Origin of the sequence: Halogranum rubrum, from assembly GCF_900114455.1 — an archaeon.
GTDB lineage: Archaea > Halobacteriota > Halobacteria > Halobacteriales > Haloferacaceae > Halogranum > Halogranum rubrum.
The window spans coordinates 128,352-153,838 of record NZ_FOTC01000006.1 but is presented as its reverse complement, the minus strand read 5'-3'; the positions used below and the strand labels follow the sequence as shown (position 1 = coordinate 153,838).

At 54.4% G+C, this 25,487-nt stretch carries 26 protein-coding genes; 8 read left to right on the top strand and 18 right to left on the bottom strand.

The genetic code is table 11. The features are described 5' to 3' along the window. Positions 1 to 312: 312 nt before the first annotated feature. The 11 genes from BM083_RS18785 to BM083_RS18730 form a co-directional block, all read right to left on the bottom strand. Positions 313 to 1,959 (bottom strand): hydroxysqualene dehydroxylase, encoded by a 1,647-nt coding sequence (locus BM083_RS18785; protein WP_089871570.1) that lies wholly within the window; start codon positions 1,957 to 1,959, stop codon positions 313 to 315. A 544-nt stretch (positions 1,960 to 2,503) separates the two neighbouring features. Then, on the bottom strand, positions 2,504 to 2,788 hold the full coding sequence (locus BM083_RS18780) for a PadR family transcriptional regulator (protein WP_089871667.1): 285 nt from the start codon (positions 2,786 to 2,788) through the stop codon (positions 2,504 to 2,506). Positions 2,789 to 3,895: 1,107 nt separating this feature from the next. Continuing rightward, positions 3,896 to 4,555 (bottom strand): hypothetical protein, encoded by a 660-nt coding sequence (locus BM083_RS23865; protein ID WP_245756945.1) that lies wholly within the window; start codon positions 4,553 to 4,555, stop codon positions 3,896 to 3,898. Positions 4,556 to 4,773: 218 nt separating this feature from the next. Further along, positions 4,774 to 6,252, bottom strand: coding sequence for an HAL/PAL/TAL family ammonia-lyase (locus BM083_RS18765; RefSeq protein ID WP_089871568.1), 1,479 nt, complete (start codon positions 6,250 to 6,252; stop codon positions 4,774 to 4,776). Positions 6,253 to 6,299: 47 nt separating this feature from the next. After that, positions 6,300 to 6,899, bottom strand: a complete 600-nt coding sequence (locus BM083_RS18760; RefSeq protein ID WP_177197703.1) for an ABC transporter permease — start codon at positions 6,897 to 6,899, stop codon at positions 6,300 to 6,302. A 106-nt stretch (positions 6,900 to 7,005) separates the two neighbouring features. Then, a complete protein-coding gene (locus BM083_RS18755) occupies positions 7,006 to 7,977 on the bottom strand; it encodes an ABC transporter ATP-binding protein (protein ID WP_089871663.1) in 972 nt (323 codons plus the stop codon). 2 nt (positions 7,978 to 7,979) lie between these two features. Continuing rightward, positions 7,980 to 8,630: an ABC transporter permease gene (locus tag BM083_RS18750; protein ID WP_089871563.1), complete on the bottom strand. Its 651-nt coding sequence runs from the start codon at positions 8,628 to 8,630 to the stop codon at positions 7,980 to 7,982. Between the two features lie 3 nt (positions 8,631 to 8,633). Further along, entirely contained in the window at positions 8,634 to 9,575 is a 942-nt protein-coding gene (locus BM083_RS18745; RefSeq protein ID WP_089871560.1) for an ABC transporter substrate-binding protein, read from the bottom strand. 336 nt (positions 9,576 to 9,911) lie between these two features. Next, complete coding sequence (locus tag BM083_RS18740; RefSeq protein ID WP_089871558.1) at positions 9,912 to 10,589, bottom strand: helix-turn-helix domain-containing protein; 678 nt, start codon at positions 10,587 to 10,589, stop codon at positions 9,912 to 9,914. Between the two features lie 144 nt (positions 10,590 to 10,733). Next, positions 10,734 to 11,072: a hypothetical protein gene (locus BM083_RS18735; protein ID WP_089871556.1), complete on the bottom strand. Its 339-nt coding sequence runs from the start codon at positions 11,070 to 11,072 to the stop codon at positions 10,734 to 10,736. Positions 11,073 to 11,096: 24 nt separating this feature from the next. Further along, positions 11,097 to 11,765, bottom strand: a complete 669-nt coding sequence (locus tag BM083_RS18730; RefSeq protein WP_089871553.1) for a DUF7509 family protein — start codon at positions 11,763 to 11,765, stop codon at positions 11,097 to 11,099. Between the two features lie 109 nt (positions 11,766 to 11,874). Between BM083_RS18730 and BM083_RS18725 the strand changes: the two genes are divergently transcribed. After that, positions 11,875 to 12,267, top strand: coding sequence for a winged helix-turn-helix domain-containing protein (locus tag BM083_RS18725; protein WP_089871551.1), 393 nt, complete (start codon positions 11,875 to 11,877; stop codon positions 12,265 to 12,267). Positions 12,268 to 12,432: 165 nt separating this feature from the next. On the opposite strand, the gene BM083_RS18720 is transcribed toward BM083_RS18725, so the two are convergent. The 3 genes from BM083_RS18720 to BM083_RS18710 form a co-directional block, all read right to left on the bottom strand. Then, a complete protein-coding gene (locus BM083_RS18720) occupies positions 12,433 to 13,071 on the bottom strand; it encodes a thermonuclease family protein (protein ID WP_245756943.1) in 639 nt (212 codons plus the stop codon). Between the two features lie 395 nt (positions 13,072 to 13,466). Beyond that, entirely contained in the window at positions 13,467 to 13,595 is a 129-nt protein-coding gene (locus BM083_RS24010) for a hypothetical protein (RefSeq protein ID WP_281244229.1), read from the bottom strand. A gap of 569 nt (positions 13,596 to 14,164) precedes the next feature. Then, positions 14,165 to 14,560: a hypothetical protein gene (locus tag BM083_RS18710; protein WP_143085768.1), complete on the bottom strand. Its 396-nt coding sequence runs from the start codon at positions 14,558 to 14,560 to the stop codon at positions 14,165 to 14,167. Between the two features lie 220 nt (positions 14,561 to 14,780). Between BM083_RS18710 and BM083_RS18705 the strand changes: the two genes are divergently transcribed. Beyond that, positions 14,781 to 16,280 (top strand): FAD-dependent oxidoreductase, encoded by a 1,500-nt coding sequence (locus BM083_RS18705; protein WP_089871545.1) that lies wholly within the window; start codon positions 14,781 to 14,783, stop codon positions 16,278 to 16,280. Positions 16,281 to 16,477: 197 nt separating this feature from the next. Here the strand turns inward: BM083_RS18705 and BM083_RS18700 are convergent, their stop codons facing one another. Beyond that, entirely contained in the window at positions 16,478 to 17,329 is an 852-nt protein-coding gene (locus tag BM083_RS18700) for an eIF2B alpha/beta/delta subunit family protein (protein WP_089871543.1), read from the bottom strand. 81 nt (positions 17,330 to 17,410) lie between these two features. Here BM083_RS18700 and BM083_RS23505 point away from each other — a divergent pair, with 81 nt between their 5' ends. Continuing rightward, a complete protein-coding gene (locus BM083_RS23505; protein ID WP_177197702.1) occupies positions 17,411 to 17,722 on the top strand; it encodes a hypothetical protein in 312 nt (103 codons plus the stop codon). 147 nt (positions 17,723 to 17,869) lie between these two features. Here the strand turns inward: BM083_RS23505 and BM083_RS18690 are convergent, their stop codons facing one another. Continuing rightward, a complete protein-coding gene (locus tag BM083_RS18690) occupies positions 17,870 to 18,319 on the bottom strand; it encodes a hypothetical protein (RefSeq protein ID WP_089871539.1) in 450 nt (149 codons plus the stop codon). A gap of 143 nt (positions 18,320 to 18,462) precedes the next feature. On the opposite strand from BM083_RS18690, the gene BM083_RS18685 reads away from it, so the two are divergent. Both BM083_RS18685 and BM083_RS18675 read left to right on the top strand, forming a co-directional pair. Beyond that, complete coding sequence (locus BM083_RS18685) at positions 18,463 to 20,328, top strand: S9 family peptidase (RefSeq protein WP_089871537.1); 1,866 nt, start codon at positions 18,463 to 18,465, stop codon at positions 20,326 to 20,328. Between the two features lie 802 nt (positions 20,329 to 21,130). Further along, entirely contained in the window at positions 21,131 to 22,141 is a 1,011-nt protein-coding gene (locus BM083_RS18675; protein WP_089871533.1) for a hypothetical protein, read from the top strand. Positions 22,142 to 22,344: 203 nt separating this feature from the next. Here BM083_RS18675 and BM083_RS18670 read toward each other — a convergent pair whose 3' ends face one another. Further along, the gene (locus BM083_RS18670) at positions 22,345 to 22,533 is read right to left on the bottom strand and encodes a hypothetical protein (protein WP_089871532.1); all 189 of its coding nucleotides are present in this window, start codon (positions 22,531 to 22,533) and stop codon (positions 22,345 to 22,347) included. Continuing rightward, complete coding sequence (locus BM083_RS18665; protein ID WP_089871530.1) at positions 22,530 to 22,835, bottom strand: hypothetical protein; 306 nt, start codon at positions 22,833 to 22,835, stop codon at positions 22,530 to 22,532. Before BM083_RS18665 ends, BM083_RS18670 begins: the two co-directional genes overlap by 4 nt. Before the next feature lie 188 nt (positions 22,836 to 23,023). Between BM083_RS18665 and BM083_RS18660 the strand changes: the two genes are divergently transcribed. From BM083_RS18660 to BM083_RS18645, 3 genes are all read left to right on the top strand, one after another. After that, a complete protein-coding gene (locus BM083_RS18660) occupies positions 23,024 to 23,260 on the top strand; it encodes a hypothetical protein (protein ID WP_089871528.1) in 237 nt (78 codons plus the stop codon). Positions 23,261 to 23,807: 547 nt separating this feature from the next. After that, on the top strand, positions 23,808 to 24,536 hold the full coding sequence (locus BM083_RS18650) for a hypothetical protein (protein WP_089871526.1): 729 nt from the start codon (positions 23,808 to 23,810) through the stop codon (positions 24,534 to 24,536). Positions 24,537 to 24,817: 281 nt separating this feature from the next. After that, positions 24,818 to 25,036 carry a hypothetical protein gene (locus BM083_RS18645; RefSeq protein WP_089871524.1) on the top strand — a complete coding sequence of 73 codons (219 nt, stop codon included), beginning with the start codon at positions 24,818 to 24,820 and terminating at the stop codon, positions 25,034 to 25,036. Positions 25,037 to 25,487 lie beyond the last annotated feature (451 nt).

Sequence of the window (25,487 nt, the reverse complement as noted above, 5' to 3'; positions counted from 1 at the left end):
GGCAATCTCAGACGACCCCCATGCATTCCCGCCAGCAATAACAGACCCGGGCCTCCCACTCGAACCAGCGACGTGGTCACGGGTTGGATGGAATCCTGACGACCAGATTATGTGGTATCGACTCACGAATTACCCGAAGCCTGGATCGACAGAGTGGGACCAAGAAGCGGTGACGTCACCGCGACCCTATCAGATCGAACGAGGGACGCTCACTTGGCGAAAGCACCACATCACAGGAGCAAGCGGGTCGCCAGATGAGCTTATCGACCAACTTGAGTTAGAAGAGATATCGTAGTGTTACAACCTTAGGATTCACCGACTTCGGAGGCTCAACATTCGACTCGGTGTCGAGATTCCCTTGAACGTCTCACCGGGATGAGGAAGACCAAGTTGGTAGCGGATTGCGTCCTGTGCTTTGAGCGGTTTGAAGATTCGCGGCTCTTCTAATTCCCAGATTTTGCAGTACGGTGCTCGTACGCCGCTGTGCTTCAGAATCGCGTTTACTGCACGGCGAGCGGCCTCATTTGCACTTTCCATGCTCGCGAGATCCGTATTGGTTCGAACGTAGTCAGACGCCAAGACGAAGTTCGCTAACTTGGTGGCTGCACTCGGTCGGTAGCGAAGCGACCCAGCGGTGTTCACGAGGAGTGGCTCGCGATTGACGACGCCTGTGTCCGTCTCCTCAATAGCAGGATTGAGGAACGTCTCGACAAGGACGTCGTCGGAGAGGCGCTCAGTCCCGTTCCGATTGAGGTGGGCTTTCAGTTGTGCCCACGTCTCGGCTTTGATTTCATCAGGAGTGCAGTCACGCGCTGGCTTATCATAGAGGATTCCGGGCTTGTCCCAGTCTGAAATGATGACTGAGAGCACACCATCGATGGTTCCATCGCTCTCACCGGAGAGGATGTACTCCTCCCAGAACTGTTGCTGTGAAATAGAGGTGAGTGCCCACGGGGAGTCCAAGTAGAGCTGATGTCCGTGTACGAGTTCGATATCTTCGGAGAGATAGAACTGAATCCCACTCATCCAGCCAGTGTCGATTCGATCGAGACGCGCGAGCGACGGCGCACCCCGACGAAGTTCTTCAGTTAACAACTCGACCATTGCTTCAACTGGTAGCGCAGCCACGTAGTAATCGGCCTGTACTTCTTCCGTTGAACTCGTTTTGTCGACGGTGACACTGGTCACCCGTTCGCGCGTACAATTGATGGCAGTGACTGGAGCATCGTGGATGAACTCGACACCGTTGTCCTCAAGGTACGTGACCCACGGCTCAATCCACGCTTTGCTCGTCGGACCGTTGAGGATTCGCTCGGCCTCCATCGAAGGGTCTAGTTGCCCCCGAATCAGCTGGAGATAGATTTGTCCGAAGGTTCGAGCACTCCCATCTTGGGGACGAAGCGCGACAAGCAACTGTGTTACTGCTGCAAGCTGCTGGTACGGTTCGGACATCCGCTCTGCCTCGATATAGTCCCACCACGAGATGTTCTCCAGCTCGTTCTCGCGTCGTTTGTCACAACTCGTGAGCAGCGTCAGCATCCGCTCAGCGAAGAACCGTGCTTCACTGCTCGATAGCGTATTCGAAGAATTGCCGGGTCGAAGCGTCTCTGCCCACTCGTCAAGCGTCTCTGGAGTCTTTGTAGAAGCGACTGCTTCCTCGCCGGTCATCCGTGCCATGAGCGACTGAGAGGTTGGCACAAGATTGTCGGCAACTGTGTGGTGTTCTCCATACGGGATACGGCTCATCGTGTCTGTGACGTGCCTGTAAAAGCCGGGGAAGAACCGAAAGCCGTGTTCACCGAGAACCTGTGTCTCGTCCGAAATGGGGATACTTCGTGCTTTCCCACCGAAGCGGCCCTTTACTTCGTAGACGGTCACCTCAAACCCTCGCTCAGTAAGTTCGTGAGCGGCGCTTAGGCCACCAATCCCTCCTCCAAGGATTGCAACAGTTTGTGTCACAACCTCCCTTGGTTTGTACACACTTGAACCGTTGGGTGGCGGAGTCTGTCACTCGTAAGTGGGACTCTTTTCTTGAGAGACCCGATGCAGATATTCCGGAGGGGGTTCACGGCAGTATGAAAGAGCTGGGCACTCTGAGACTGCACGACTGCTTGCAGATCCAGGCAGTCACATTGGGTACTGCTTACAAGTCAGAGATTTCCTCCAAAGGATTCCCTGGCCACCAGAGGAGAACCTGTGCTGGTTCCTTACAGAAATGGCACACAAATGTGAGTGCATTCTGTGTTGAGGATACCTCATCAAAACGAACGCTCCCACATGACTCGCAGACGAGCGTTGATGCCATACTATAACTGTTGCTCTGCCCAGCAAAGAACGCGCTTTCGAGAGAATCCGTACAGTCTCGCCAGTGGACCTGACTCGATCTGTGTAATTCTCAACTACTCTCACGATGGCGACGTCTGGCGTGAGTAATACCTACCCGTGAATCGACCTCATCAACGCCGCAAACATAGTGCGCGGTATTCTCCGAACGTTGAACGTACTATGCAGGTAGCGCTTGCGATTCCGACCGCATCCACTCCAACTGCTCTTGAATGGTCAACTTCCCCTTCTCTGTGATTTGATAGTAGTTGGTCCGCCGGTCGTGTTGACCCTTATTGAGTAAGCCCTGCTCAACGAGGGTGTCGAGATTTGGGTACAGTCGCCCGTGTTTCACCGCTTTACCCATTGCGTCTTCGATGCGCTCTTTGATCTCCTGTCCAGAAGGTTTCTCCAGTGCACTCGCTACTACAAGCAGATCTCGCTGGAACCCCGTCAACTCAAACATTTCGTTCATTCTCATTACCTCCCTTTATAGATTGGTTTATTCACATTTATTTGTTCGCTGACGCAGCTATTTCGAAGAATAAACAGAACCAATGTGAATCTAGTAGGAATGAATGATGGGTTTTCTTGACATTCTTTGAATTGTATACTTGAGGGGGAAGTCCGTGAAGACTCAATCGAAAGTCGGTGAGTGAGTCGCTCGGTCCGTGGAGTTTCGCCTGCACTCGCAATGGCCGTGTTTCTGCGAGTAACGCTGCCAGCTCATTGAAGGCTGTGGCGTCATACCCACGAATACCGTAGCGATTCGCGCTGGAGCGCTCGGCGTAGATATCGATAATCTCGAGGTCGACTAAGAGGGCCAGCAAGCAGCCGAAGGTCCGTGACGGGATTGGTGGGTCCTCGAGGTGAGCGTACCGTTGACGGCCCGTCGGGTAGGTACGGGTGGCGTCGTTGAGCGCTGTCTGGAGGAGTGGGAGATGCCGTTGGAGGATGCTGTAGTGTTGGGGCGAGCGCTCACGGAGGGCTCCGAGACGAGTGGTGAGCGACGACGCCATCTGTGGGTTTCTGAGTCGTCGTGCGTTAGTGGTGCTACGTGTTGTGATGCAACCAGGTGCTAGGCGCGCGTCGGCGTCGGTGCGTGATACGAGCGATTAGAAACGGAACGTAGCAATATCGAGTGAGCCACAACGTGGGCACATGGTGTCCGTGCGCGTGCACGTCGTCCCACACTGCCGGCATTCATAGATGACCGTCGCCGTCGACAACAGCTGTGTGAGCCGACTGCGGAGTGTGTCACTGCCCGACATATCTGGGGTGTTTGTTGGCATTCATGCTAAGTGTTTCTTTCCTGACTGTCTGTGTGTTGTACTGCAGTAGAGGCAAGCGAGTCAGGACAACGTTCGGATTTCACAACGGTGTTTTCGGGGCTTCTGTCGGAGTCTTCGGCTTGTTGTGACTGGCTATTGAGACCTTGAGTACGAGGGAATCGGCTTTCGAGGGTTGTAGAAGAATTGTCTCAGAGAGAGCTCGGCCGTGAGAACGCCAACAAGCACTACTACTGGACGAGAAGTCGTGTTTGAGCACTGAAACAATCAGTCTTTGCTGTCTTCTAATCCCATTGAGATCGGTGGTCAGTCTGGGATACTGCTCCGCCAGCAATGTACCCCTCCACGGCAAAGAGACCCATCGACAGAAGAACGAGCACGATTCCCAGAGTGTTTCCCGTGTACAGCCACGGTAGTTGCTGGATTCCAAGAGGATTCGTAGCGAGCAGGTAGTTGATTGCCCACATGACACTGTATTCGGCACGTGGGATGGCGTAGCTCATGCTGAACCAGAGGGTAACGCCGAAAAGTAATCCGCCGAGGAGTCCGGTCAAGAGCGCATGAATAGCTCGTGTGTGCCACCCTCCACTCGTTAACCGCCCAGCAACTAGTCCACCGGCCAGCCCAGTCAGAAGCGAGAGGACGACTCCAATCCATACGAATGCTCTTGGGAGTGAAACAAAGTTGGCCACGAGTATCACCATAGCCTCGGCCAGAACACCAAGAGCAATTGCAGTTTTATGAATCATTGTTCGATTACGAGACGGGGAGAGAGCCACGACCTGCCCCGTGGCGTCTGCGCCAAGCCTATCATGGTATAACAGTCTTTGATTCCTCTCGCACTTCCCCGTTTGGTTGTGTTGCCTCACACCGATAATCGATGCCTTTCTCGTCGGTCGTGAACAGTTGTCTCTGTTTTGTGTGCCGGATCCATGCTCGGGCACTTACCACGAACTCGGAGAAAAATGTAGTGGCCATCATATTGAATTAATATTTTATGAGAAATAAATACTAATTCACAAATACTGAACTCTAGCTAGATTCGTGCACGAGATACAGCGGACGTCTGCCGCAAGGGGTTTCGTCAGTTCGAACGAGCCATGACGAGACAACGATCATCTTCGTAGTGTCAGATGAGCCGATGGGTCTGGCTAGTATACGTTTACTCCTCTGCGTCGATGACCGACTGTATCGTCCCATCTCGAAGCAATTCGGCGATGGCCTCAATTTTATCGTGTAGATGCACATCGCCGTTAGGCAGTGGAACATCCTCCGAGACAACATCAACGAGGGCGGTTAACCGCTCGCTCAACGGGGGGTCATCGGCTAACGAGGCGAACTGAACAGCAGTCAAGAGTTCGATTGCGATGACAAGGGCGACATTCTCCATGACCGTATGGAGATTCCGAGCTGCAATGGTCCCCATACTATGGACGTCTTCCTGCCCACCAGAAACAATCACCGAGTGGTCGCCAGCGCTGTCAAGGAGACGCGATTCGTTGACGAGACCAGTGGCAGTGTACTGTGCAATCATGAGACCGGACTCAAGTCCTGGTTCGTCAGCGAGGAATGGCGCAGGGACGTTGTCACTATGAAGGAGCTTATGGGTTCGTTGATCACTTGCTTCAGCGAGTTTTGTGAGACTGCGTGCGAGTTGGTCGGCACTCTCAGCAAGCGGCTGGCCGTTGAAATTTCCACACGAGACCAGTTCTCCGTCCGGATACACAAGTGGATTATCAGTGACGCTCTCAAGTTCCGTCTCGACGACGTTACGAGCGTTCTCTAGCTGCATCCGCGTTGTTCCGTGAAGTTGGGGAATCAGACGAAGCGATAGTGGATCCTGTTCCATCGACTCGATACCGACATCGTCGGAGAGAAGCCGGCGGACATTTTGGGCGGCAGTTTGGTGGCCCTCTTGTGGTCTCTCAGCAACGACACGCTCAGCAAAGGTCTCTGGACAGTTCCCGATAAGACTGAATGTGAGGGCAGCGACCGCGTCAGCTGCCGTGAGGAGTCGCTCTAGCTCATCAAGGGCAATCGCAATCAGACCCGTCATTATCGGCGTTCCACTGAGTGTTGACAACCCCTCTTTTGGAGCGAGCGACAGAGGTTCGAGACCAGCATCGGCGAACGCCTCAGCGGCATCCATCTCTTCGTGTTGGTATTCGACGCGACCCTCACCAAGGAGCACTCGTCCGAAGTGTCCGTTGGCACCAAGATCATCGGTACTACCTTCGAGGGGAACGAGCGGGTGGATGTTCGAATTTAACAGATCAAGGAACTGTTCGACGAGAGCAGGGCGGACACCGGATCGACCGGCTGCAAGCGTGTTCGCCCGACTAAGCATCGCAGCGCGAACGACCGGTGTTGGGGCGGGGTCACCAACAGCCGCCGCGTGACTCCGAATGATATTCTCTTGAAGTCGCTCGAGATTCTCACGGGAGATCGCGACGTCCTGCAACTTCCCAAATCCGGTGTTTAGTCCGTATACTTGCTTTTCATTTGTCTCGATTACCGACTCGACGACACGCCGAGTCTCTTCCATCGCTGTGGCAGCGTCTGCAGCGAGTGTGACTTGTTCACCGTTGCATGCAACTTCGACGACATCGTCTAGTGAAAGGCTTCCGTTGAGTTCTATCATAGTCTCTGTTGAAGGGCTGGTATAGGGGGGCGGTGAAATGGCTACTTTTAGGCAGCCGAGATTTCTGTATTCTCCTTCGTAGTTGATGTCGCTGGCGTGACGACGCCTTGGAGGCGTTTGAACAGCTGATCGAGGACAATAACGAGTGCAGCACCCGGGATAGCCCCCGCCATCGTGATGTGAGTGTCTAGCTGCTGCTGGCCGAGAACGACCCAGTTACCGAATCCACCAGCGCCAATGAACGCACCGAGGTATGCGACGCCGACAGACATGACGGTTGAAGTCCGGATCCCCGCGAAGATTACGGGCATGGCAAGTGGAAGTTCAATGCGGGTAAGGCGCTCGAACTGTGTCATTCCCATGCCACGCCCAGCCTCGACTTTGGAGTCATCGACCGACCGGAGTCCGGCAACGGTGTTCTTTAGGATTGGCAAGAGTGCGTAGAAGAACAACGCTAGTATCACAGGGTTTCGGCCGAGTCCGAGGAAGGAAAACGAAATGGCGATAACCGCAAGCGGCGGGAGCGTTTGGGCGATAGCGCCCATATTCATCACCATCCATCCGAGTTTGTCGTGTCGAGTCACGACGATGCCGAGGGGGACGGCAACGACGATAGCAGCACCGACACCTACCAGCACGATGGTCATATGTGTCTGTAATAACGTGAGGAATACCCCCCAATGATTGGCAATATATTCCAGTGCCTCAATGACTGACTGGGTGTACGAGCCGAGGCCTGCAAGAATAACAGAGCTATACATTCTGGGCAACCCCCTTTCCGCCAAGGCTCTGGTCGCCGTCGACAACCACCTTGACTTGTCCCCGAGTGACAGTGCCGACGCGCGTCCCATTCTGGACTACGGGGAGTGCATCCTGATCAGATCCGAGGAAGATCTGAGCAACTTGCTTAAGATCCTCGGTTGGCTGAACCGAGGGAGCATCAAGCGGGTCGGTTTCCTCAGTCATCACATCAGCGACGCTCACCGTAGAGAGATGCTTGAAGTGTTGGTCTTCGCCAACAAAGTTTGAGACAAACTCGGTCGCGGGGTCCGAAAGGATGGTCTTCGGGGTGTCACACTGCACAATGTCTCCATTGCGCATCACAGCCACCTTATCGCCCATCTTGAGGGCTTCGTCGATATCGTGAGTGACGAAGACAATAGTCACATCAAGTTCTGATTGAATCTCGAGGAACTCATCTTGGAGACTGTCACGAGTGATTGGATCGAGTGCTCCAAAGGGTTCGTCCATGAGCAACACCTGTGGGTTAGCCGCTAACGCTCGAGCGACCCCGACGCGCTGACGTTGCCCACCGGAGAGTTCACTTGGGTACTGCTTGCCCGATTCCAGCGGCAGTTCGATTAGTTCCAACAATTCATCAACCCGATTTTCGATACGATCATCGTCCCAACCAAGGAGGTCTGGGACGATACCGATATTCTCGGCGACCGTCATGTGATCGAGTAGTCCAATCTCTTGAACGACGTACCCGATAGACCGCCGCAGTTCAATCGTGTCACAGTCATCGATGGATACACCATCGATAGAGATGGTACCCTCAGTGGCTGGAATGAGGGCGTTTATCATCTTCATCGTCGTTGTCTTTCCACAGCCCGAGGGGCCGACGAGCGTGAGTGTCTCGCCTGCCTTGACCTCGAAAGACAAACCATCAACTGCAGTGGTTCCGTCGCCGTAGGTTTTCGTTACGTTTTCGAACTGTATCATGCTCATGCGTTGTTCACCTCACTACCGGGAAGGAAGCGCTGAACGCCGTACAGACTCGCATCGACCATAATCGCAATAGCCGAAATGGCGATTGCACCTCCCAAGATTTGTTTCGTGCTTCCGAGGCTGATACCACGGAAAATGCTCTGTCCGAGGCCAGGCGCTCCAAAGAACGCCGTAATGGTGGTGATGGCCACCAAGAGGACTGCCGCTTGCCGAATCCCAGCCATAATGACTGACATTGCCTGCGGGAGACGCACTTTGAGGAGAATTTGCCGATCAGTCATTCCCAATCCACGTCCAACCTCGATTTTCGATTCATCGACGCTCTCCAGGCCTACATAAACGTTCCTCGCAATCGGGAGCGCCGAGTACAGCACAAGTGCTGACACCGCCGCTGGAATCCCGATTCCCACGAGCGGGATTAACATCGACAGCATCGCAAGGCTCGGAATGGTCAACAAAACGCCGAACACACCGAGAGCCGGGTCAGAGAATCTGTCATACCGGTAGATGAGCACTCCCGTCGCCCCCCAGAGGATGATCCCAAAGACGAGAGCCGTGAGGGCGACATTCATGTGCTGGATGGCCTGTTCGATGAGCAGGGCTTGATTGTCGATCATCCATTCGATAACGGCTATTGCAGATGGCATTGCTCAGATGTACCCGTTCTCTTTCAGGAAGTTCTTTGCAACTGTCTGTGCACTCTTTCCTTCAATCGTGACTTTCGCGTTCAGCTTCCGTTGGGTTTCGGTGGTAAGATCTTTTGTAGGCTTGTTGAGCGTCGCTTTTACGTCCTCAGTGAGTGCCTCGGTCGGGATGTTCGGTGCCGGGTTATAGATGTTGAAGAACGGCTTGGTGTCCTCCACGACAGGCAGGTCATGTTTGTCGATCTTGGGGTTGGTTGCGAACCCAAAGCCGAGCTCTGCTTTCCCCTGACTTACAGCTTCGTAAACGAGACTGATTTTCATCTGAACGACTCCGATATCCTGTTTCTTGCTGTTGAACCCGTAGGCCTTCGGGAGGCCGCCCCACGCGTCGTCACGTTGTTTCATCTCTTGGTTCATGGCCACCTTGAAATCGGTGTTCCCCTCGTTGACGTATTTCGCGAGGTCTTCCAGCGTATCGATACCGTTCTGTTTCGTCCACTCGGGGTTCCCGACGAGTACGTAGGTGTTGTTGAATGGCGCGTATTTGAGCCAGTCAATATCGTGTTGCTTGTTGTAGGCGGAGTCAACTTTGTTGTAGAGTGACTCGGGGTCGGTAACGAATTTCTCTCGGTTAAGCACGTTCGCCCAGGCAGTCCCAGTATACTCCCAGTACAAATCTGATTCGTCGTTTTTCAGGGCCTTGAAGTTCGCTGGTGATCCCCCGAGGCCGGTCTTGTCCTCAACTTCGTGGCCGGCGCTCTTCAGCAACTCCATGCTGATGTTGCTAAGAACGAACTGTTCAGTGAAGTTCTTCGAGGATACGACAAACGTCTTGCCGCCACTACCACCACCGATGACGCTCAGGCATCCCGAAAATCCAGTACTCACGCCTGCGAGACTCCCGCCCGCGACTTTGAGTGCCGTTCGTCGGTCAACAGTTCTCGCCATGGTATAACATCACTTGCTACTCCGGAGTAACGGTTATCCCGCACAAATAGGGTGTTATATGTGTATTTCTTGACGCGCCCCGTCGAATATCAGCTATTTTTACAGACTACGAGATGATGTCTGCGAGAAGTGCGACACGGTGGTGAAGGCGGATCCATGGTGCGGAGAACATTCGGCAAACGGTACTCCCGAGTCCTCCGAGTGAGAATAAGGAAAACAGCTGGCCTTGCCAGTGGTTCGCCTGTTTGACAGTGTTACCGCGAGAACAGGTCCCAACTACGAACCATAATCTCCTAACTACGGTTGGAATTCCGCGTCTTCAGGCGTGGGAGGATGTCAAGGAGACTCCCGCTCAGCAAGAATTTTCCCAATATGCCCCATGCCTCGTCGGAGATGTTCTCCCACTGTACTCTTCTCAATATCTATGTGGGCTGCGATGTCGCTCAATGTCGCCTCACGTGGTACCGAAAAGTAGCCTAATTCGTAAGCGACCACAATGACCTCCCGCTGACGGTCGGTCAAAAGTTCCTCAAGACTCCCCCAGGTAACCGGACTAGGAGTAAACACCATCTCGATGTCGCTGACAACACGATCGATACCGACATCACCAACGGACCCGAGACGGTCGACGAGTTCGGCTAGTCGATCGCGGTCTCGAATGAACAAATCGAAGAACTCGTAGCCGTTCTGAAGGATGGTCGGATCCAGTGGCATGTAGTCGTTCTCCAGCATGATGGTGTAGGGTGTCGGTTCCAAGAACTGAGCGAGGGTGAGTACAATCGCGTAACTGGCAGACCCATTAGTACCCCGATCGATTACTTCGACGGACTTGAAGTAATCGGCAGATTCGGCCAGTTCCACTGCCTTGTCGATGTTATTTCCCCGAAACCGGTAGAGCGCTGTGTACTGTCGCTCATGTAGGGTCGCTGTATAGACATCACCTCGAATATCATATTGGCCGAGTTCTGCTGTCCAGTCATCTGATAGATGAACCCGAATTCGAGCCCCAAACATACCACCTGTTTGAGAACCATTCGCATAAAATGTCGCGTCAACTAGTTCTAGTCTGAGTTCCTTGTGTACAGGCTATGTTGTCTTTGGAAAGAATCGAGAGGCGTAGATTCGCTTTTCTGGAGATAGCTCAACGATGCATCTGTTTCATCCATTTGTTGCGTCGTAGTTCGGATGGTCTTCGATGTCTGGTGCGTATTCATCCCACATCTCCTTCTCCTCGCTTCCATATCGCTCGTCGAGGCGTGCTATCGATCTGTGAAGCGAATACGCGTTTGAGAGGCGTTCAGTATCGTCTGTGATTTCCCAACAGGAATCCTCGTGCACAACCAGTCGGCGTTCACGCAACTGTGGAAGGATGGTCGCGACTTCCGCATGGGTGAGGCCCGTCTCTTCTACGACCTGTGGGGTGGCAAACTGCTGGTCCTTGTTTTCGGAGAGGAAAATTACGATGCGCTTGGATGGGTTCTCTCCGGAATTGGGCATACTCGACCCACGTCTTCGAGCGTGTTAATCCAGCCGGTCAAGCGAGCCGTAGAGTTCCTCGTTCTGAACGTGCGTACAGAACTGTGCACACAATCGACAGCAGTCGGTGGCATCCGTGAACGTCCGGATGCTCGCATCCCAGCGTGCATGAACTGCTCCAAGCATCGCACTCCGAACTGATGGTTCGGTAATAACCATCATTCGTCGTGCGCGCTCTGGGGGTGTGGTATCGGCCACTGGCCCCTGCATGCCGTCGCCCGACAGTACGTCTTGGAGGACGCTCCCGATCTCGATGCCGACACCGAGATTATCGCCCACCTGGGGTGCGATGAACACAGTCACATTGCTCGCTCGGGCGAACTCGATGCTCTGTGTCGCTGCATCCATCTCATCAAGTGGGATTCCGACGTCGATTGCGAGGAAGGCGTTGAATCCACGCTCGCGGAGACAATCACGTGTCTCTTGGAGCAAGCGAAGGACGTCGTCCTCGGCGTACTCACCGCTGGCCTCGTTCCATGTCGCGAACGAGGGCACGTCAGTCTCAGCATCAGCATCTGCCGGTAGGAGGGCGTCGACGTCGAACGTCCGATACGGACCCATCACATAGACGAGAAACTGCTCGCGGCGAACCGGACGAAGGGCGTCCGAGTTACCGACCGCCCGAGGAAGATTTTCGATAATCCGGTCCCGCATTCGAATCGTCGGTTCGGAGAGTCGATATATAAATCCCGGCGTTTTCAGGAATCATCTACTAGAGAACGGCTAAGTACGTGGCACAACAACGCTCGACTGAGACAACCCCATGGCCGAAACTGACCGTCGCCCCACAGACGAGGTTCGCCAGCCGGAGCCGCCGCTCCCCGAAGAGAGCGGGCTGACGCTCGAGGAGTACCTCGCGATGCAGCAGGCGATCGGCCACCCAACGCGGTTTCGCATCCTCCGTACGCTCGTCGCCAATGATGAACTGAGTGCCGCTGAACTAAAATCCGCAGTCGACGTGGAACCCCACAACTTCCACTACCATCTCGACGAGTTGGTCGATGTCGGGCTGGTCGACAAGCGCCAGCGACGGACGGCCGACAGCCAAGGGTTCTACACGTACTACCGGCCGACTGCAATGGGACGCGGCATTCTCAAACACGGCGTTGAAGAGTTGATGCGTCGGGAACGCGAGTTCGACGACGCCTATTCATAGCGGACACGTGGGTATCATTGAAGCTGACAACGGCTTCATTGACGACCGTATTGTTGGTATTTTGTTCGGAAGCGTAGTGGATTGCGACTCTCTGGGCATGAGGAGCCAACGCGTATCAGGAACGACGCAGTCGGCGCAGAGACAACCAAGTCGAGAGCTCAACTGTTATGGAAGCGATTCACAGGCAACACCATCGTCATCTCCATCAAGACGGTGCGGATCACCCGAAGAGTCGTCTAAGACCTGCTGGGCTTGCTCTTGCGTATCGAAGTGCGAACAGTCGTAGTCACCATCGGCCGGGAGGGGAGGGATGTCGCTGTTCGAACTGTCGGGTTCCTCACTTCTAGGGGCTTCTATCGGGGTCGATGTATCCTCAAAGTCCCACAGCCCTGTCGAAGTTCGTTGAGCAGTGCTCTCTGCCGAGCGGAACGCACTGCGCTTCGAGAACGAGCTATCGTACATTCGAGCGTAGCCATTGGTGAGCAACCGCTTGTTGAAGTTCTCACTGTCGGCGTAGATGTAGACGAGCAGTCGGCCGTAGTACCCACGCCGGTCAGCCTGCGCGTCAACGACAATTGTCACTTGCTTGCCCTCGAGTTCATCTTCTGCGAATTGCGTGGCTTTCTGGCCCCAGTTATAGAGGTGGTCACGCCCGGCTGTCGTCTCCGAGATGCCCTCGAACTCGTCGGGCGAGACTCGACTGAGGGTCGTTTCGGGGGTGTCAACACCGAGGAGCCGAACGGTGTCCGTCTCCCCGTTCGGGAACCGAACCTCCATTGTGTCGCCGTCGATGACACGGGTCACCGTTACCGTCCATTCGGTACCGGTCGCAGGCCCACTCTGCGTTGGCGACGCAGTTAGCGTTGGAGTCGGTGTAGGTGTCGCTGGAGTCGGTGTAGGTGTCGCGGTTGAGGTCGGTGTGGGCGTCGCCGTTGCTGTAGCAGTCGACGTTGCGGTTCCTGTTGATGATGCTGTCGTCGTCGATTCGCTAGTCGTTGCACCACTCGTCGGTGTGGCTGTTGCAGAGCTTCCGATACTTGATGTAGTTGAAGTTGTGGACTCCCCTGTTTGTCCAGTACAGCCGGCGAGGAGAACAGTCACGACGAGAAAGCAAATCAGTATCCGATTCAGGCTTCTCACTACCTACACAGTACACTGTGGTTACAAGAACTGTCCGGTGACAGTATTGAATCTGGACGTCAGTGTTCAAGCAGCACCGCAAGTTCCTCAAGCGCCGCCGCGTCGTACCCGCGAATATCGTAGCGATTGGCGCTGGAGCGCTCGGTATAGATGTCGATAATCTTGAGTTCGACGAGGAGCGTGAGCAAACGCCCAAAGGTGTGCTGGGATCGGTGGGTCCTCGAACGTCTCGTACAGTTGCCGACTCGTTGGATACGGGCGGGTAGTGGTGTCGAGGGCCGTCTGGAGGAGTGGGAGGTGACGAGTGAGAGTACCGTAGTCTTGCGGCGAGCGCTCTTGGAGGACTGCAAGCCGAGTGGTGAGCGACGACGTCGACATTTCTGTTTCCTGCTAGTATTGTGTTATAGTTGATGAGTGTTGTGGTGAAATTTGGATGGGTATTAGGTGTGCACAAGCGTCGCGTGCTAGGAGCGATTAGAAACGGAACGTAGCAATATCGAGCGAGCTACAACTCGGGCACACAGTATCCGTGCGCGTGCACATCGTTCCGCACTGCCGGCATTCATAGATGACCGTCGCCGTCGACAACAGCTGTGTGAGCCGACTGCGGAGTGTGTCACTGCTCGACATATCTGGGGTGTTTGTTGGCATCCATGCTAAGTGTTTCTTTCAGTACAGAGTGTGAATTATCTCGGGACATCCGCTGTGAATTTTCGACAGCGGCAAAGAGTATTGGACCCAGTCTTCCTGAGCCGACTTATGTGGCCGGTTCTGGCGCAGACCCGACGCCGTAGGCGTATGTGTAGACACACACCAGCAAGAGGCCGCTGAGCGCAAGGAGATTCGTCAACCAATCAGTGATAGTGATGACATTGATGAGCGAGAACGGCGTCAGGAAACACAGCCCGACAGCCAGCCACTTTACGCAGTCACGTCGTGGAAGTAACAGATCCCGCTCTCGCTGCCTGGAATCGCCGTTGAAAACTGGCCAGTATACGCCACAGACTACTCCAATGGCGAGTACCAGTATGGTAAAGAATGAAAGGAACGACGGGTGCCAAAAGAGGACGGTCTCCACTGTGAGTGGTGTGAAGTCGGTTACGGCAAGGATGAACCCACTCCCCAGGGTGTAATAGAGGAGGAGTGCTGTCATGGTCCACTGGGCGGCTGTAAAGAGTTGTGTTATCGGCGACGGTCGGCCAATCGATACTTTCTCTGAGATCATAGTGTGATATTGTCTAACAAAGACAATAGCTTATCTATTTTGAGTACTATGCTGACAAGATCTGACTGGATAGTGGCCAACAATTTCCCAAGTATTTATCAAATATTCTAGTAGAATATATGTTGTTTGAGAGACTACCTACTGTGGAATGGCGTCAAACGACACAGAGCGCGTGGTGGTAGTAGGAGGGGGGCTCGCTGGCATGACTGCGGCATACGAACTCAGTCAACGGGGCTGTCGAACCACCCTGATTGAAGCAAGTGACCGCTTAGGTGGGAAAGCCGGTGCATCAGTCGTCAACGGGAATATCGAAGAACACGGATACCATATCTTCCCGTTATGGTATGAGAACGTCTGGCGACTCATCGACGAACTCGATATCCGAGGTTCCTTTGAGGATGTTGAAAACTTCCATCAGTTACGTCCCAACCAATATCCGTCCTATTCGACCTACCGAAATCTGACGTCAGCCCGCTATTTCTTCCGAAATTTGCGTGCGGGGGTGCTATCAGTACCAGAGCAGTTCCTGTTCTTCTATGCTGCACTGGACTTGATGAGTCAGCCGTACCGATACCGGGCGAAACTCGACCAGATCACCATCACTGGGTTTCTTCGATCGCGGTTCTACGGGGTCGACTCTATTGCCGAGCAATTTGAAGACCTTATGCTCAAGGGAATTTCTGTCCCGATTCACGAAGTCAGTGCGATGACGATGCGGAACACGATGCGCTATTGGCTCCGCTATCCACTGCCCATGCATCGAATCCTGAACACAGACCTCCAATCAGGGTTCATCACCCCGTTTGAAGACCAGCTCGTCGAACACGGTTGTACGATCGAGACAGAACAGCAGGTCGTGAAGTTGGTCCCAGACGATGGGCGCATTCAGTCGGTCCGTATCCGTAGTGAAACTGGCGTGGAGCAAGAGTACGACGTCGATGCTGTTGTCCTCGCGATTCCAACTGAGCAGGTCCTCTCTCTCCTCGATGATGAGCTATATACTGCAGCTTCGGACTTGTCCGACCTCAACTATCTCACTGCACGGCCCATGGCTGCGCTCCATATCCATTTCACGGAGCAGCTTCCTAGTATCCCTCGTGATCACGTGAACCTCCTCGAATCTCGGTACGGGCTCTCGTATGTCGACGTCTCTCAATGGTGGGACGAACACGATCCAACAGTCCTCAACGTAATTGCCTCTGATTTTCGTCCACTGGTAGGGCTGTCTGCTGAAACCGCAACCCGTGAGCTCATAGCGGATCTTAAACCGTACCTTCCACCATTCGACGAGAGTGCGATCCAGACCACGTATCTGCAACCACATGAGACTGAGCCGTTGTTCACGAACGAAGTCGGTGTGTGGCCGTATCGGCCCACTGCTCGAACGAGTCTCTCGAATCTGTACATGGCAGGCGATTACTGCCAGTCGCACGTGGATCTTGTTTCCATGGAAGGGGCTGTTACGACTGGATTACACGCGGCAAAGGCTGCCTGTGAGGATCTCGATAGAGATTCACGCGTCGATATTCGCGTCCCTAAAACATACCCACGGGAACTGCTCGTGTTGGGAAAAGTTGCACTGGCACCAATCGCACTGCTTGCACGGCATCTGATCAACCGAGAGGCAGCACCTGAGTCTGTGCAGTAGCTGTCTCTCCTGAGGACACGTCTTTAAAATTGTGTAGTGACAGAGGATACGTAACTCTCGACTGCGATGGGGGTATTGTGGTTCACTCGAAGCATCGGTCTCAGATAGATTACTTCATGCGTTCGGAGGGTGTGTCTACAGAGGAAACAAGGCGAATGCCTCGGGGTCAAGCCCCGAGGCAGTTCACTACGGAATAGCTAGAACCGCATCATTCCGTCGTCTGTGACGACCGTCTCGAGCAGCCGCGTCGGGGTTGCGTCATATGTTGGGTTCCCAACATTGAACCCTTCAGCTGGTTCACGTAGCACTTCGGAGTTGAGGCCGAACTCATTCGTAAACTGGAATCCACTCCCGATGAACTTGGATGCTGACCCGACGACGGTTACTGGTACTTCTTCAGAGGCAGCCGTAGCAACGAGTGGATAGGTTCCAATGTGGTTGTAGACAACCTCGTCAATGAGACAGTTCATACCGATGAACACGCGGTCGACCTCAGACAGATAGTAACCTGTGGCACCGTCAACGATGAGTGTCGCGTCGACACCCACTCGATTCGCAAACTGACGGATCATCTTTCGGCCGAGATACTGTGGTCGTGATTCGGTGACGTACAACTCGAATTGCTTTCCCGACTCAAGCGCATTGTTGAGTGTCGCGATCACTGTCGATGAGCATTCGTGAGTAAGAAGTACGTCGCCATCGTCGATGAGTGTTGCTGCCTTCTCGGCTGCTTGTTCCCGACTCGATTCAATCTCTGTGGCAACGTCTTGAGTGACAGTCTGAAGTCGCTCTTGGGCCGCAGCCACAGTTTCTGGGTCGGATTCGTTGACCTTGGCAATGATTCGTTGCTGGGTCGTGTACAACATCGCATGAGAAAGATTCGCTTGCCTGAGTGTTCGACTGTTACGAACCAGCGAGCGCATGAAATCCTCGACGGTGTGATACTCCCGATTGGACAATACATTGAGTGCTTCGGCAGCTTTCACAGCGACGATAGAAGCACTCTGTATCTGTTCGTCCTGAATTTGCTGTACTGTCTCATCAATCATGAATGACACCGTCACAACCCACTGCTATGGGTGTTCCCCCCCAACCTGGGTTTGTATGAAATAACACCCCACTCGTTGACGATGATGGACACCCAAATGAACGTCGTCGGTCTCGTCGGTGGCTCATACGAGCAACGCCTCAAGCTCCTCAAGATCAGCCGTATCGTACCCGCAAATATCGTAGCGATTGGCGCTGGAGCGCTCGGCGTAGATGTCGATGATTTCAAGCTCGACCAGCAAGGCCAGCAAGCGGCCGAAGGTCCGAGCTGGAAGCGGTGGCTCGTCGAAGTGAGCGTACCGTTGGCGGCCCGTTGGATAGGGACGAGTCGCGTCGTCAAGGGCTGTCTGGAGGAGTGGAAAGTGGCGTTTGAGGGTGCTGTAGTGTTGCGGTGAGCGCTCGTGGAGGGCTTCGAGACGAGTGGTGAGCGACGACGTCATTCGTTGAGAGTTCTCACGAGCTAGTTATCGGTGTTGCTGAATCGCGTGATAAATGTTGATTTTGGTACTGAAAATGCATGGGCGTTGAGGGCTATTTGGCCACTACGTCTCGGGACATGTCCGCAGATGAGAGGGCAACGCGCCTTTCAGTACGTCGCCACCACAGAATGGACAGTCCTGTGTTTCGCCTGCCTCCCAGCCACCGGGGTTTCGGTCGGGGTTCGGTGGTGACTCCTCGCTGAGGACTGTCGATGCAGCGGCACTCCACTGTCGACCGTGTCCTCGAAACAGTTTCACTAACCCACGTCGATCAAGGCCGAACAGGTGCGACTCCGTCTCGAACAGTACTCGGACGACCTCGACTGGTTCGTGGTCGTCAAAGAGATAGGCGATTCGGAATGGGCCGCCGAACGACTGGGTTCGGCCGTCGCCAGATTTGAGTTTAAACACGGCAAGCCCTTCGGCGCGTTGCGGTGCCCGTATCTCATGTGGGAGGTCACTGGTCGGCACCGGCCCGTGTTCTCGAAGGTGCTTGAGATTCCCCATCTCCATTTTATCGAGAATGTCCCGCAATCTCAAATAAGACCATCGACGTCTGAATGTTCCTCGAATAATTCATCGAAGAGCACACAAACGGACCTGGCAAGACGAGACGCCCCCGAAGGCTAAACTGACGGTGCGCGGAACGAATGACAATGACAGAGGACTACCCACTTGCAGAACTGGCGAGCCTCCCCAGTTTCTACCACCCGGCGGCGTCACCCAGTGGCGACGAAATCGCGGTGTACTACGATGGCAGCGGTCGTAACGAGTTGTATCTCATCGACCCCGAGACGGGTGCAAAGACTCAACTCAGCGAAGGAAACGTCCCCCGAGACGCCCGGTATCCGTTCCGGTGGGCGCCCTCGGGCGACGAACTCTACTTCCACCAAGACCGGGATGGCAACGAGCAAAACGACATCATGGCCATCGGCCGCGATGGCGCGGTTGAGGCGGTTGTCGAAAACGAAGGCCAGACGATTCTCTCGGACGTCTCCGAAGACGGCCGGTACGTACTGCTCGTTAGCGACGTCGGCCAGCAGATGAACCTCTATGAGCACGACCGTGAGCTAGACACTACGACACGGCTCACTGAGTATCGCCAGCCCGTCCGCGGCGGCGTCTACGGGCCCGAAGCGGACCAAGTGGCCTACACCACGAACGAATCCGAGGACTTGGACAATCAAGACGTCTACGTCGCCGAAATTTCGCGTCACGATGACGGGGAGGAACACGTCGAACTCACTGACGTGCGTAACTTGGAAATCGGCGAAGCGGGTGCCGAAGCCGGAGTGAGTGACGTCGGACCAGAGGGTGACCGGCTGCTGGTCTCCGATAATTCTTCAGACAAACCCCGCGTCGGGGTCTATGATCTCACTACCGACGCCGTTACGTGGCTCACCAATCCCGACCATGTGGAGTCGCCGACGACGTTCCTGCCCAGTGGTGAGGGCGTTCTCGCGACTCGTACGCGGAAGTGTGCGGTAGTGCCGGTCGTCCACGAGCTTACTGGTAAGAGCTATGAACTGGACCTCCCCGAAGGCGTCGCTTCGTTCCCCGGGTACGGCGATGCCGCACTGCTTTCGGACACCGAGGTGCTGGTCACCCAGCAAACCCCGACTGACCGCTCGACATTGCTCCGAGTGGATCTCGAAAGCGGTGCCAGCCACACGGTGCTCGAACCGGAGTACGGAAGCCTCGACCCCGACGGCTTTGTCGACTGTTCGTACGAGACCTTCGAGTCACACGACGGGCTGGAAATCGAGGCGCTAGTGTATGACTCCGGACGTCGGCCCTCGCCTGTCGTCGTCAAGGTCCACGGTGGCCCAGCCGGGCAAGACCTCAAGCAGTTCGATCTCTACACGCAACTCCTCGCCACCCGTGGCTACAGCGTCCTCCAAGTGAACTACCGCGGTTCGTCCGGTCGCGGGCGGAAGTTCAAGAACATGATAAACGGGGACTGGGGCGGCGCCGAACAGGGCGACATTGCTGCGGGAACCCGCTGGCTCGCCGAGAAGGAATGGGTTGATGCGGATCGAATCGCTGTGATGGGTGGCTCCTACGGTGGCTATTCGACGAACATGCAGCTGGTGACGTACCCCGAACTCTACGCGGCAGGGATTAGTCAGGTTGGCATCACGGACCTCAAAGCGTTGTACGAGGAGTCCATGCCTCACTTCAAAACTGCCCTAGAGCGGTATCTCGGCGACCCGGAAGCGAACGCAGCCCTCTACGAGGAGCGCTCGGCAGTCACCCACGTCGACAAGCTTGCCGCCACGTTGTGTATCATCCACGGCGTCAACGACCCGCGCTGTCCCATCTCACAGGCGCGTTTGTTCCGCGACGCGCTGTTGGACGCTGGGTACGAGGAAGGAGATGGCGGCGACTTCGAGTACAATGAGCTCGGTGAGGAGGGTCACGGCTCGACCGACATTGACAACAAAATCCGCTCGTTCGAACTCGTCGCCGACTTTCTTGAACGGCGGATGCCGGTTGAGGAGTCCGCCGACACCAGTGACTAATCCGGCCACTGTTTCGGTCCGATAGTAGAAATCCACCATCGACGGAGAACGAGACCACTCGACGAAACGTTTCTGTCACTTGCGTTCAAATCTTGGAGCGATGCCCTCCAATCAGTCGTCCGAATCGCCGTCGCATCGGAGACGTCTTGAGTTGAAGTGGCAACTGGCGATTGCAGTTCTTGTTTCGCTCTCGCCAGCTTACAGTGTGTACACAACGGACTCGTTTTCACCGATAGCCGCCCTGTCCGGGGGTGTCATCTTGGGACTCGTGTTTGGTCCGTTTGCTCAAACGCAGTTGGGGTCGAGAATCGAGGTTGTGGTCAATAGATACGGCGCTTTGGGGCGAGTCGCTGTTTTTGGTCTCCTCATAGTCGTCATTATCGTGGGTGTTCTGTGGGTAGCGCCACCTGAAGGCACTATTCTGAGTGCGACACTTGGCGGTATCGTCGGCGTCACCCTAGCTGAGGTTTGGCGAGCAAGAATTGCATCATAGAGCCTGCTGCAGATCGCTGTCGTCACAGAATCTGTGAGCACACACACAGTGAAAATTTTCTTGGTGGTGGTTACCATACTCAGTCTTCAGGAGAAGATCTCGGCGGCGAGCACGAGCAGGGCGTCGCTGTTCGCGTCGTCGACGTCGTCTCCGGTCTGGATTTACTCGTGGAGGCTGTCAACAAGCTTCCGTTTGTCGATTATCTACTTTGGTCGGAGGAGAAGGAGGCTCTGAACGGCGAACAACCTCAAAACCGAGCATCGCACCATCTATATTTAATATGAAAAGACGAATTGTTGATACCAAGGAATGGATGATGAGTTCGATTCAGTTGCAGACCGTCAGAAAGTCACCCAAGCCCGTGTCCACTCAGAGCTCACGGCTACTGCTCGTGAACGTGTCTGCCAACAGACTCTAGACCCTCTGAATGTGTTCATTTCAAATCCACTCAGCGGGAGTGCTATCCCTCCTACTCTCATTGGCAGAGCAATTTCAAGAACGTATGAAAACACAGGCTACTCAGCGTTAGAACCTCATCTGGTTATCGAGACACCAGAGGCACACAAGACATTCCCGGCGGATCAGTCAATCCCGTCGAAAGAGGTGAACGAAATCAAATCACACCGAGAGATTGTTGAAAACGCGGATACCATCACGGTTCTTGCCTACCTAGAGCACCTCATCACTTTCGTAAGGCACTCGCGGGAGCATAAATGGGACCAAATAGTTTCACACGGTGTTCTGCGTAGTCGCGAGAAACGTGTTCCTCAGCTCGTTAAGCGAATCAACACCGCTCTGGAAACAGAAGGTGTGCTTTGGAAGTTGACCAATGACAATCAGGGCTTCAACTTTCGCCCGATTGGTTCAGAACTACTTGAGGAGTCAGACAAAGAGTTTTCGAGAATTACCGAAGACCAACGTTGGAAGTCTGTAGTCTCTCCTTACGAGTCGGCATTCGAGCTCTACAAAGACCGCCAGTATACGTATCAAATACCAGAGAAGCTCTACAACAGCATTGAGGAACTAGCTCGGACAATCGTTGTCGATTTAGAAGGTTGGGAGGATAATCGAGAGATGAATCTTCAGAAATACCTGAATTCAATGCGTGACAATGGACTCTTCGAACCTAACAACATCATGTACGCAGAGCTAAACGATCTCATCTCATCGATGGAGAAAGCATTCCAAAAATCGGGTGCCCACCGCAAGAACCGCCATCAAGAGATTGGGAGAGAGTATTCCACTCTCCTTCTCCATCAGATATCTGCATATCTCACGTACATTATCCGGATGTACGAGAACAAGTACGATACGGACTGAACTCCAATCTCCAAGTGAAAGGTATTGAGGCCGACGCATCGGAGGTGACGGCGGAATGATCACCGCTGTCTCGACTGCCATGGCCCCGGTTCACCCCGACTCAGAGACTTGTACTTGCTAGGACCATCAATGGGATTGCAGGCACAAGTTTAGTTTCTCTATCCAATACGTAGAGAAAAATAGAGCATAGAATAGATGTACCTCTAACAGTCGTGCATCTCAATCCGCTCTGGCAGTCCCACTTTGCCACACACGGGACACTCGACGAGCGGCGTCGGCGGCAACGCCTCGGCAGACTCTAACGCCGCGTGCAGATACGCTTGCACCTCCGCGTCGTCAGTCCGCGACAGCGCCTGTGAGAGATGCATCTGTAACTCTTCGCGTGCGCTCACGCGTGGGCCTCCTTGCGCTCTAAATCGGCCTGCAGGCCAAACTGCGCAAGCTGACCGGTTGAGTGCCACCCACGGTCTTCGGCGACGAACGCCTGCCACTCTGCGAGCGGGCGGCCGTTGAGTGGTTGGTAGTGGTCGAACTCGCGCCCGTCGAAGACGACGACGGCGTCGGCGGGGCGGTAGTAGTGATGCGTTGACCCCGTGGCGTCGACGCCGAGGGTGAACGAGCGGGCGAGGGCGTCGGTGAGATGGCTGGCTAGCGATGCGGTACGCTCTTGTGGCGCGGTGTGCGTAGTTGACATTGCTTCTTGACTTCCCTTGAGAAGCACCCGGTCACGTGTTCTAGCACGTGGCCTTTCTGCGGACGGCGAAACCAGGACTTCTCAGTGATAGCTATGGTCTGCATCTACTTAATGATGTGCATTCAGCACAGTTATTCTGCACATTTAGTAAGCCATGTTTTATAGCATAGTCAGAGCAAAGAGCAGCTATGAGCACTCCTAATCTCACCGGAACTGACGAAGCTATTCTTGACGTGCTCAAACGCGGTCGAGAATCGGATGGGCCGTGGGGTATCGCAACGAAAGGCTATCTCGTCGATGAAACAGGGTACTCACGCAACAGCGTGTACAATCGTCTCGAAGTGCTCGAAGCTCGTGGTCATGTGAAACTCATCCACGAATCTACGCGGCTCTTCGAGTTCGTGAGTGATCCACGCGACGAGTGAGCAAAAGAGAGTTCTCGTAGTTACAACTCAGACGCGTCGACGTCTCCAGAGAGATAGCCGAGTCCATCGTCAGTGATTTCGTACTTGCCTCGTTCGACCCGCCTCACAAGACCTTTTTCAGTAAACTCAGAGAGTCGATTATTCACATGGTTCCGAGTGAAGCCAGCGTTGAACGCAATTATACTGGGTGATAGCACAAGACCAGAATTACCCAGTATCTCGAGAATTTGGTCATCAGTTGGCTTCATCCATTCCCCCCGTTTGCGCATACAGAAGCACTTTGCACGGTAGTGTTAACCGAACCGATGTATAACACAACAAACACTATACGAACAACATTGTTGGCCAAATAGTAATCAGAATAAAGTAGCTGGGGTGAGTGGTGCAGCGTAACGACTCACTGGATCATTTTGGGCCTCTTAGAAAGGACCCGTGTTAGAGCACGGATCCGGTGCGGTCGTTGGACACTAAACCGCATGTCTTCGAACACGCCACCCACCCAAAAAGGTCTCGTCGCACAATCGCCCGTCGCTACGGAGGGCCACAAATGAGCGCAACCACGAGTCCGGCTCTCGCCGACGAACTCGAGACGCTCACGTCCCGAATCGACGCCCTCGAAACGAAGAACGAACAGCTCGAAGCCCGCGTCGACGAGCTCGAAACCCAAAACCACGAACTCACAGATCGCGTCGACACCCTCGAAGCCGAAAACACCGACCTCAAAGACACAGTAGAGAACCAAACCGAGACGATCGAGTCCCAGCACGCCGACCTCGCGGAGTACAAAGCCCGCGTGCGCAAACTCGAAACCACGACCGAATCAGCGAGAGACCACCGCAAGCGCCTCCAACAGCAGTTCCACGAACTAACTACGGACGACGTCGCCACGACCGACGACGTTTCATCACTCTCCCCACTCCAGCAGGTCGTCGCCTTCTCGAAAGACGCCGTCCAGAAACTCACGTCCAACGAACAGCGCGCTCGCTACATTGCGAAGGGCATCAGCGACTACGCAAAGAAAGTCCCAGCGGGCTACACAATCGATTCGAGTACCATCAGTACCGTCCTGCGCTCGAGGGATGGCGAGAGCCCCCACACGGAGACCGTCTCGCGAGTGATGGCGTTCCTCAACCGCTTCGGCAAAGACGAGACGAAGATCGTGAAACGCCGCGGCACCAAACGCGTCGTCTTCACAGAACAAGCGGTCGCGGACCTCGAGTCGACGACGAAGGAGTCGCGCAGTATCACAGACGTTGTGATGTGGTGGCGACAGTAAGGGTGTGATAGCCGCCGAATCACACTAGACACACGATAGGCAGCGAACACAAACCGCGGGGACGCACGGTCGTACTAGCAGCAGGACTCGGGAAAGTCTCAGTCGTTGTAGGAGTAGTAGGAGTGTATAAAACAGATTCGAGTGGTTCGCTCGGTCGGAGCCTATCACAACGGGTGTGATGAGACGGCCGCCACGAGTCGGGTAGAACATGGGACTCAGCGGTTCGGATGGCCGACACTCAACCCCAACAATCACCTTCACAGCGACGCACTGTACTCTTAATGCGGCATTCCGCAAACCGGTTGACCCCAACACAACAAACAGCCTTCGAGCAGATCGAACAGGCAGTTGCGACAGACGAGCTATTCACACCCGAGACAGCAATCGACTGGATCAGTGCTGGCGACGTCGAGCACGCCGAGGCTGAAGCGCTCCTCGAGAAGCTGCTGTTGAAGGGGTATCTCTACGAGACCGACACCGGCCTCCGAATTACGAAGTAACGGCCGCGACGTGTTCTACACGGTGTGTCACGGCGCTCCTGACAGCGTTCGGTGGGGTCTCTGTGGGCGTGCTGAATACAGTGCGCTAGTCGGTCAAGTAATTCTATTATTCAGCGGTAGATTGGACCTGCTGGCTCTGAGTGAGATTTCATAAGCTAAATTATGCTATTTATAGATGGAACAAAGCGGAGATCCATTGTCGGTTGACGGTCCACATCCAGCAATTATACTGCGATTCTGGCGTTATGTATCAAAGGAACAACACCCATAAGAAACTTAAAATTCCCAATAGAAATTTGATTGTTCCATCGAATGAGTCTACTCAGTGAACGACAATCCATCGTGCTGGAAGTGGTGGCGCAAGTGTCTGTCGTTGTGTATTTCGTAGCAATCTATCCCTATGGGCAGCTCTTATCACTTGACTCCTTCCAGCCGTTGTTGTATGGTCTGG

Excerpts from the sequence above, each read along its gene's own strand:
- BM083_RS18780 (WP_089871667.1), bottom strand. The coding sequence starts at position 2,788 with ATGTTTGAGTTGACGGGGTTCCAGCGAGATCTGCTTGTAGTAGCGAGT.
- BM083_RS18765 (WP_089871568.1), bottom strand. The coding sequence starts at position 6,252 with ATGATAGAACTCAACGGAAGCCTTTCACTAGACGATGTCGTCGAAGTT.
- BM083_RS18760 (WP_177197703.1), bottom strand. The coding sequence starts at position 6,899 with ATGACCATCGTGCTGGTAGGTGTCGGTGCTGCTATCGTCGTTGCCGTC.
- BM083_RS18755 (WP_089871663.1), bottom strand. The coding sequence starts at position 7,977 with ATGATACAGTTCGAAAACGTAACGAAAACCTACGGCGACGGAACCACT.
- BM083_RS18750 (WP_089871563.1), bottom strand. The coding sequence starts at position 8,630 with ATGCCATCTGCAATAGCCGTTATCGAATGGATGATCGACAATCAAGCC.
- BM083_RS18745 (WP_089871560.1), bottom strand. The coding sequence starts at position 9,575 with ATGGCGAGAACTGTTGACCGACGAACGGCACTCAAAGTCGCGGGCGGG.
- BM083_RS18740 (WP_089871558.1), bottom strand. The coding sequence starts at position 10,589 with ATGTTTGGGGCTCGAATTCGGGTTCATCTATCAGATGACTGGACAGCA.
- BM083_RS18735 (WP_089871556.1), bottom strand. The coding sequence starts at position 11,072 with ATGCCCAATTCCGGAGAGAACCCATCCAAGCGCATCGTAATTTTCCTC.
- BM083_RS18730 (WP_089871553.1), bottom strand. The coding sequence starts at position 11,765 with ATGCGGGACCGGATTATCGAAAATCTTCCTCGGGCGGTCGGTAACTCG.
- BM083_RS18725 (WP_089871551.1), top strand. The coding sequence starts at position 11,875 with ATGGCCGAAACTGACCGTCGCCCCACAGACGAGGTTCGCCAGCCGGAG.
- BM083_RS18710 (WP_143085768.1), bottom strand. The coding sequence starts at position 14,560 with ATGACAGCACTCCTCCTCTATTACACCCTGGGGAGTGGGTTCATCCTT.
- BM083_RS18705 (WP_089871545.1), top strand. The coding sequence starts at position 14,781 with ATGGCGTCAAACGACACAGAGCGCGTGGTGGTAGTAGGAGGGGGGCTC.
- BM083_RS18700 (WP_089871543.1), bottom strand. The coding sequence starts at position 17,329 with ATGATTGATGAGACAGTACAGCAAATTCAGGACGAACAGATACAGAGT.
- BM083_RS23505 (WP_177197702.1), top strand. The coding sequence starts at position 17,411 with ATGATGGACACCCAAATGAACGTCGTCGGTCTCGTCGGTGGCTCATAC.
- BM083_RS18690 (WP_089871539.1), bottom strand. The coding sequence starts at position 18,319 with ATGGAGATGGGGAATCTCAAGCACCTTCGAGAACACGGGCCGGTGCCG.
- BM083_RS18685 (WP_089871537.1), top strand. The coding sequence starts at position 18,463 with ATGACAGAGGACTACCCACTTGCAGAACTGGCGAGCCTCCCCAGTTTC.
- BM083_RS18675 (WP_089871533.1), top strand. The coding sequence starts at position 21,131 with ATGGATGATGAGTTCGATTCAGTTGCAGACCGTCAGAAAGTCACCCAA.
- BM083_RS18665 (WP_089871530.1), bottom strand. The coding sequence starts at position 22,835 with ATGTCAACTACGCACACCGCGCCACAAGAGCGTACCGCATCGCTAGCC.
- BM083_RS18660 (WP_089871528.1), top strand. The coding sequence starts at position 23,024 with ATGAGCACTCCTAATCTCACCGGAACTGACGAAGCTATTCTTGACGTG.
- BM083_RS18650 (WP_089871526.1), top strand. The coding sequence starts at position 23,808 with ATGAGCGCAACCACGAGTCCGGCTCTCGCCGACGAACTCGAGACGCTC.
- BM083_RS18645 (WP_089871524.1), top strand. The coding sequence starts at position 24,818 with ATGCGGCATTCCGCAAACCGGTTGACCCCAACACAACAAACAGCCTTC.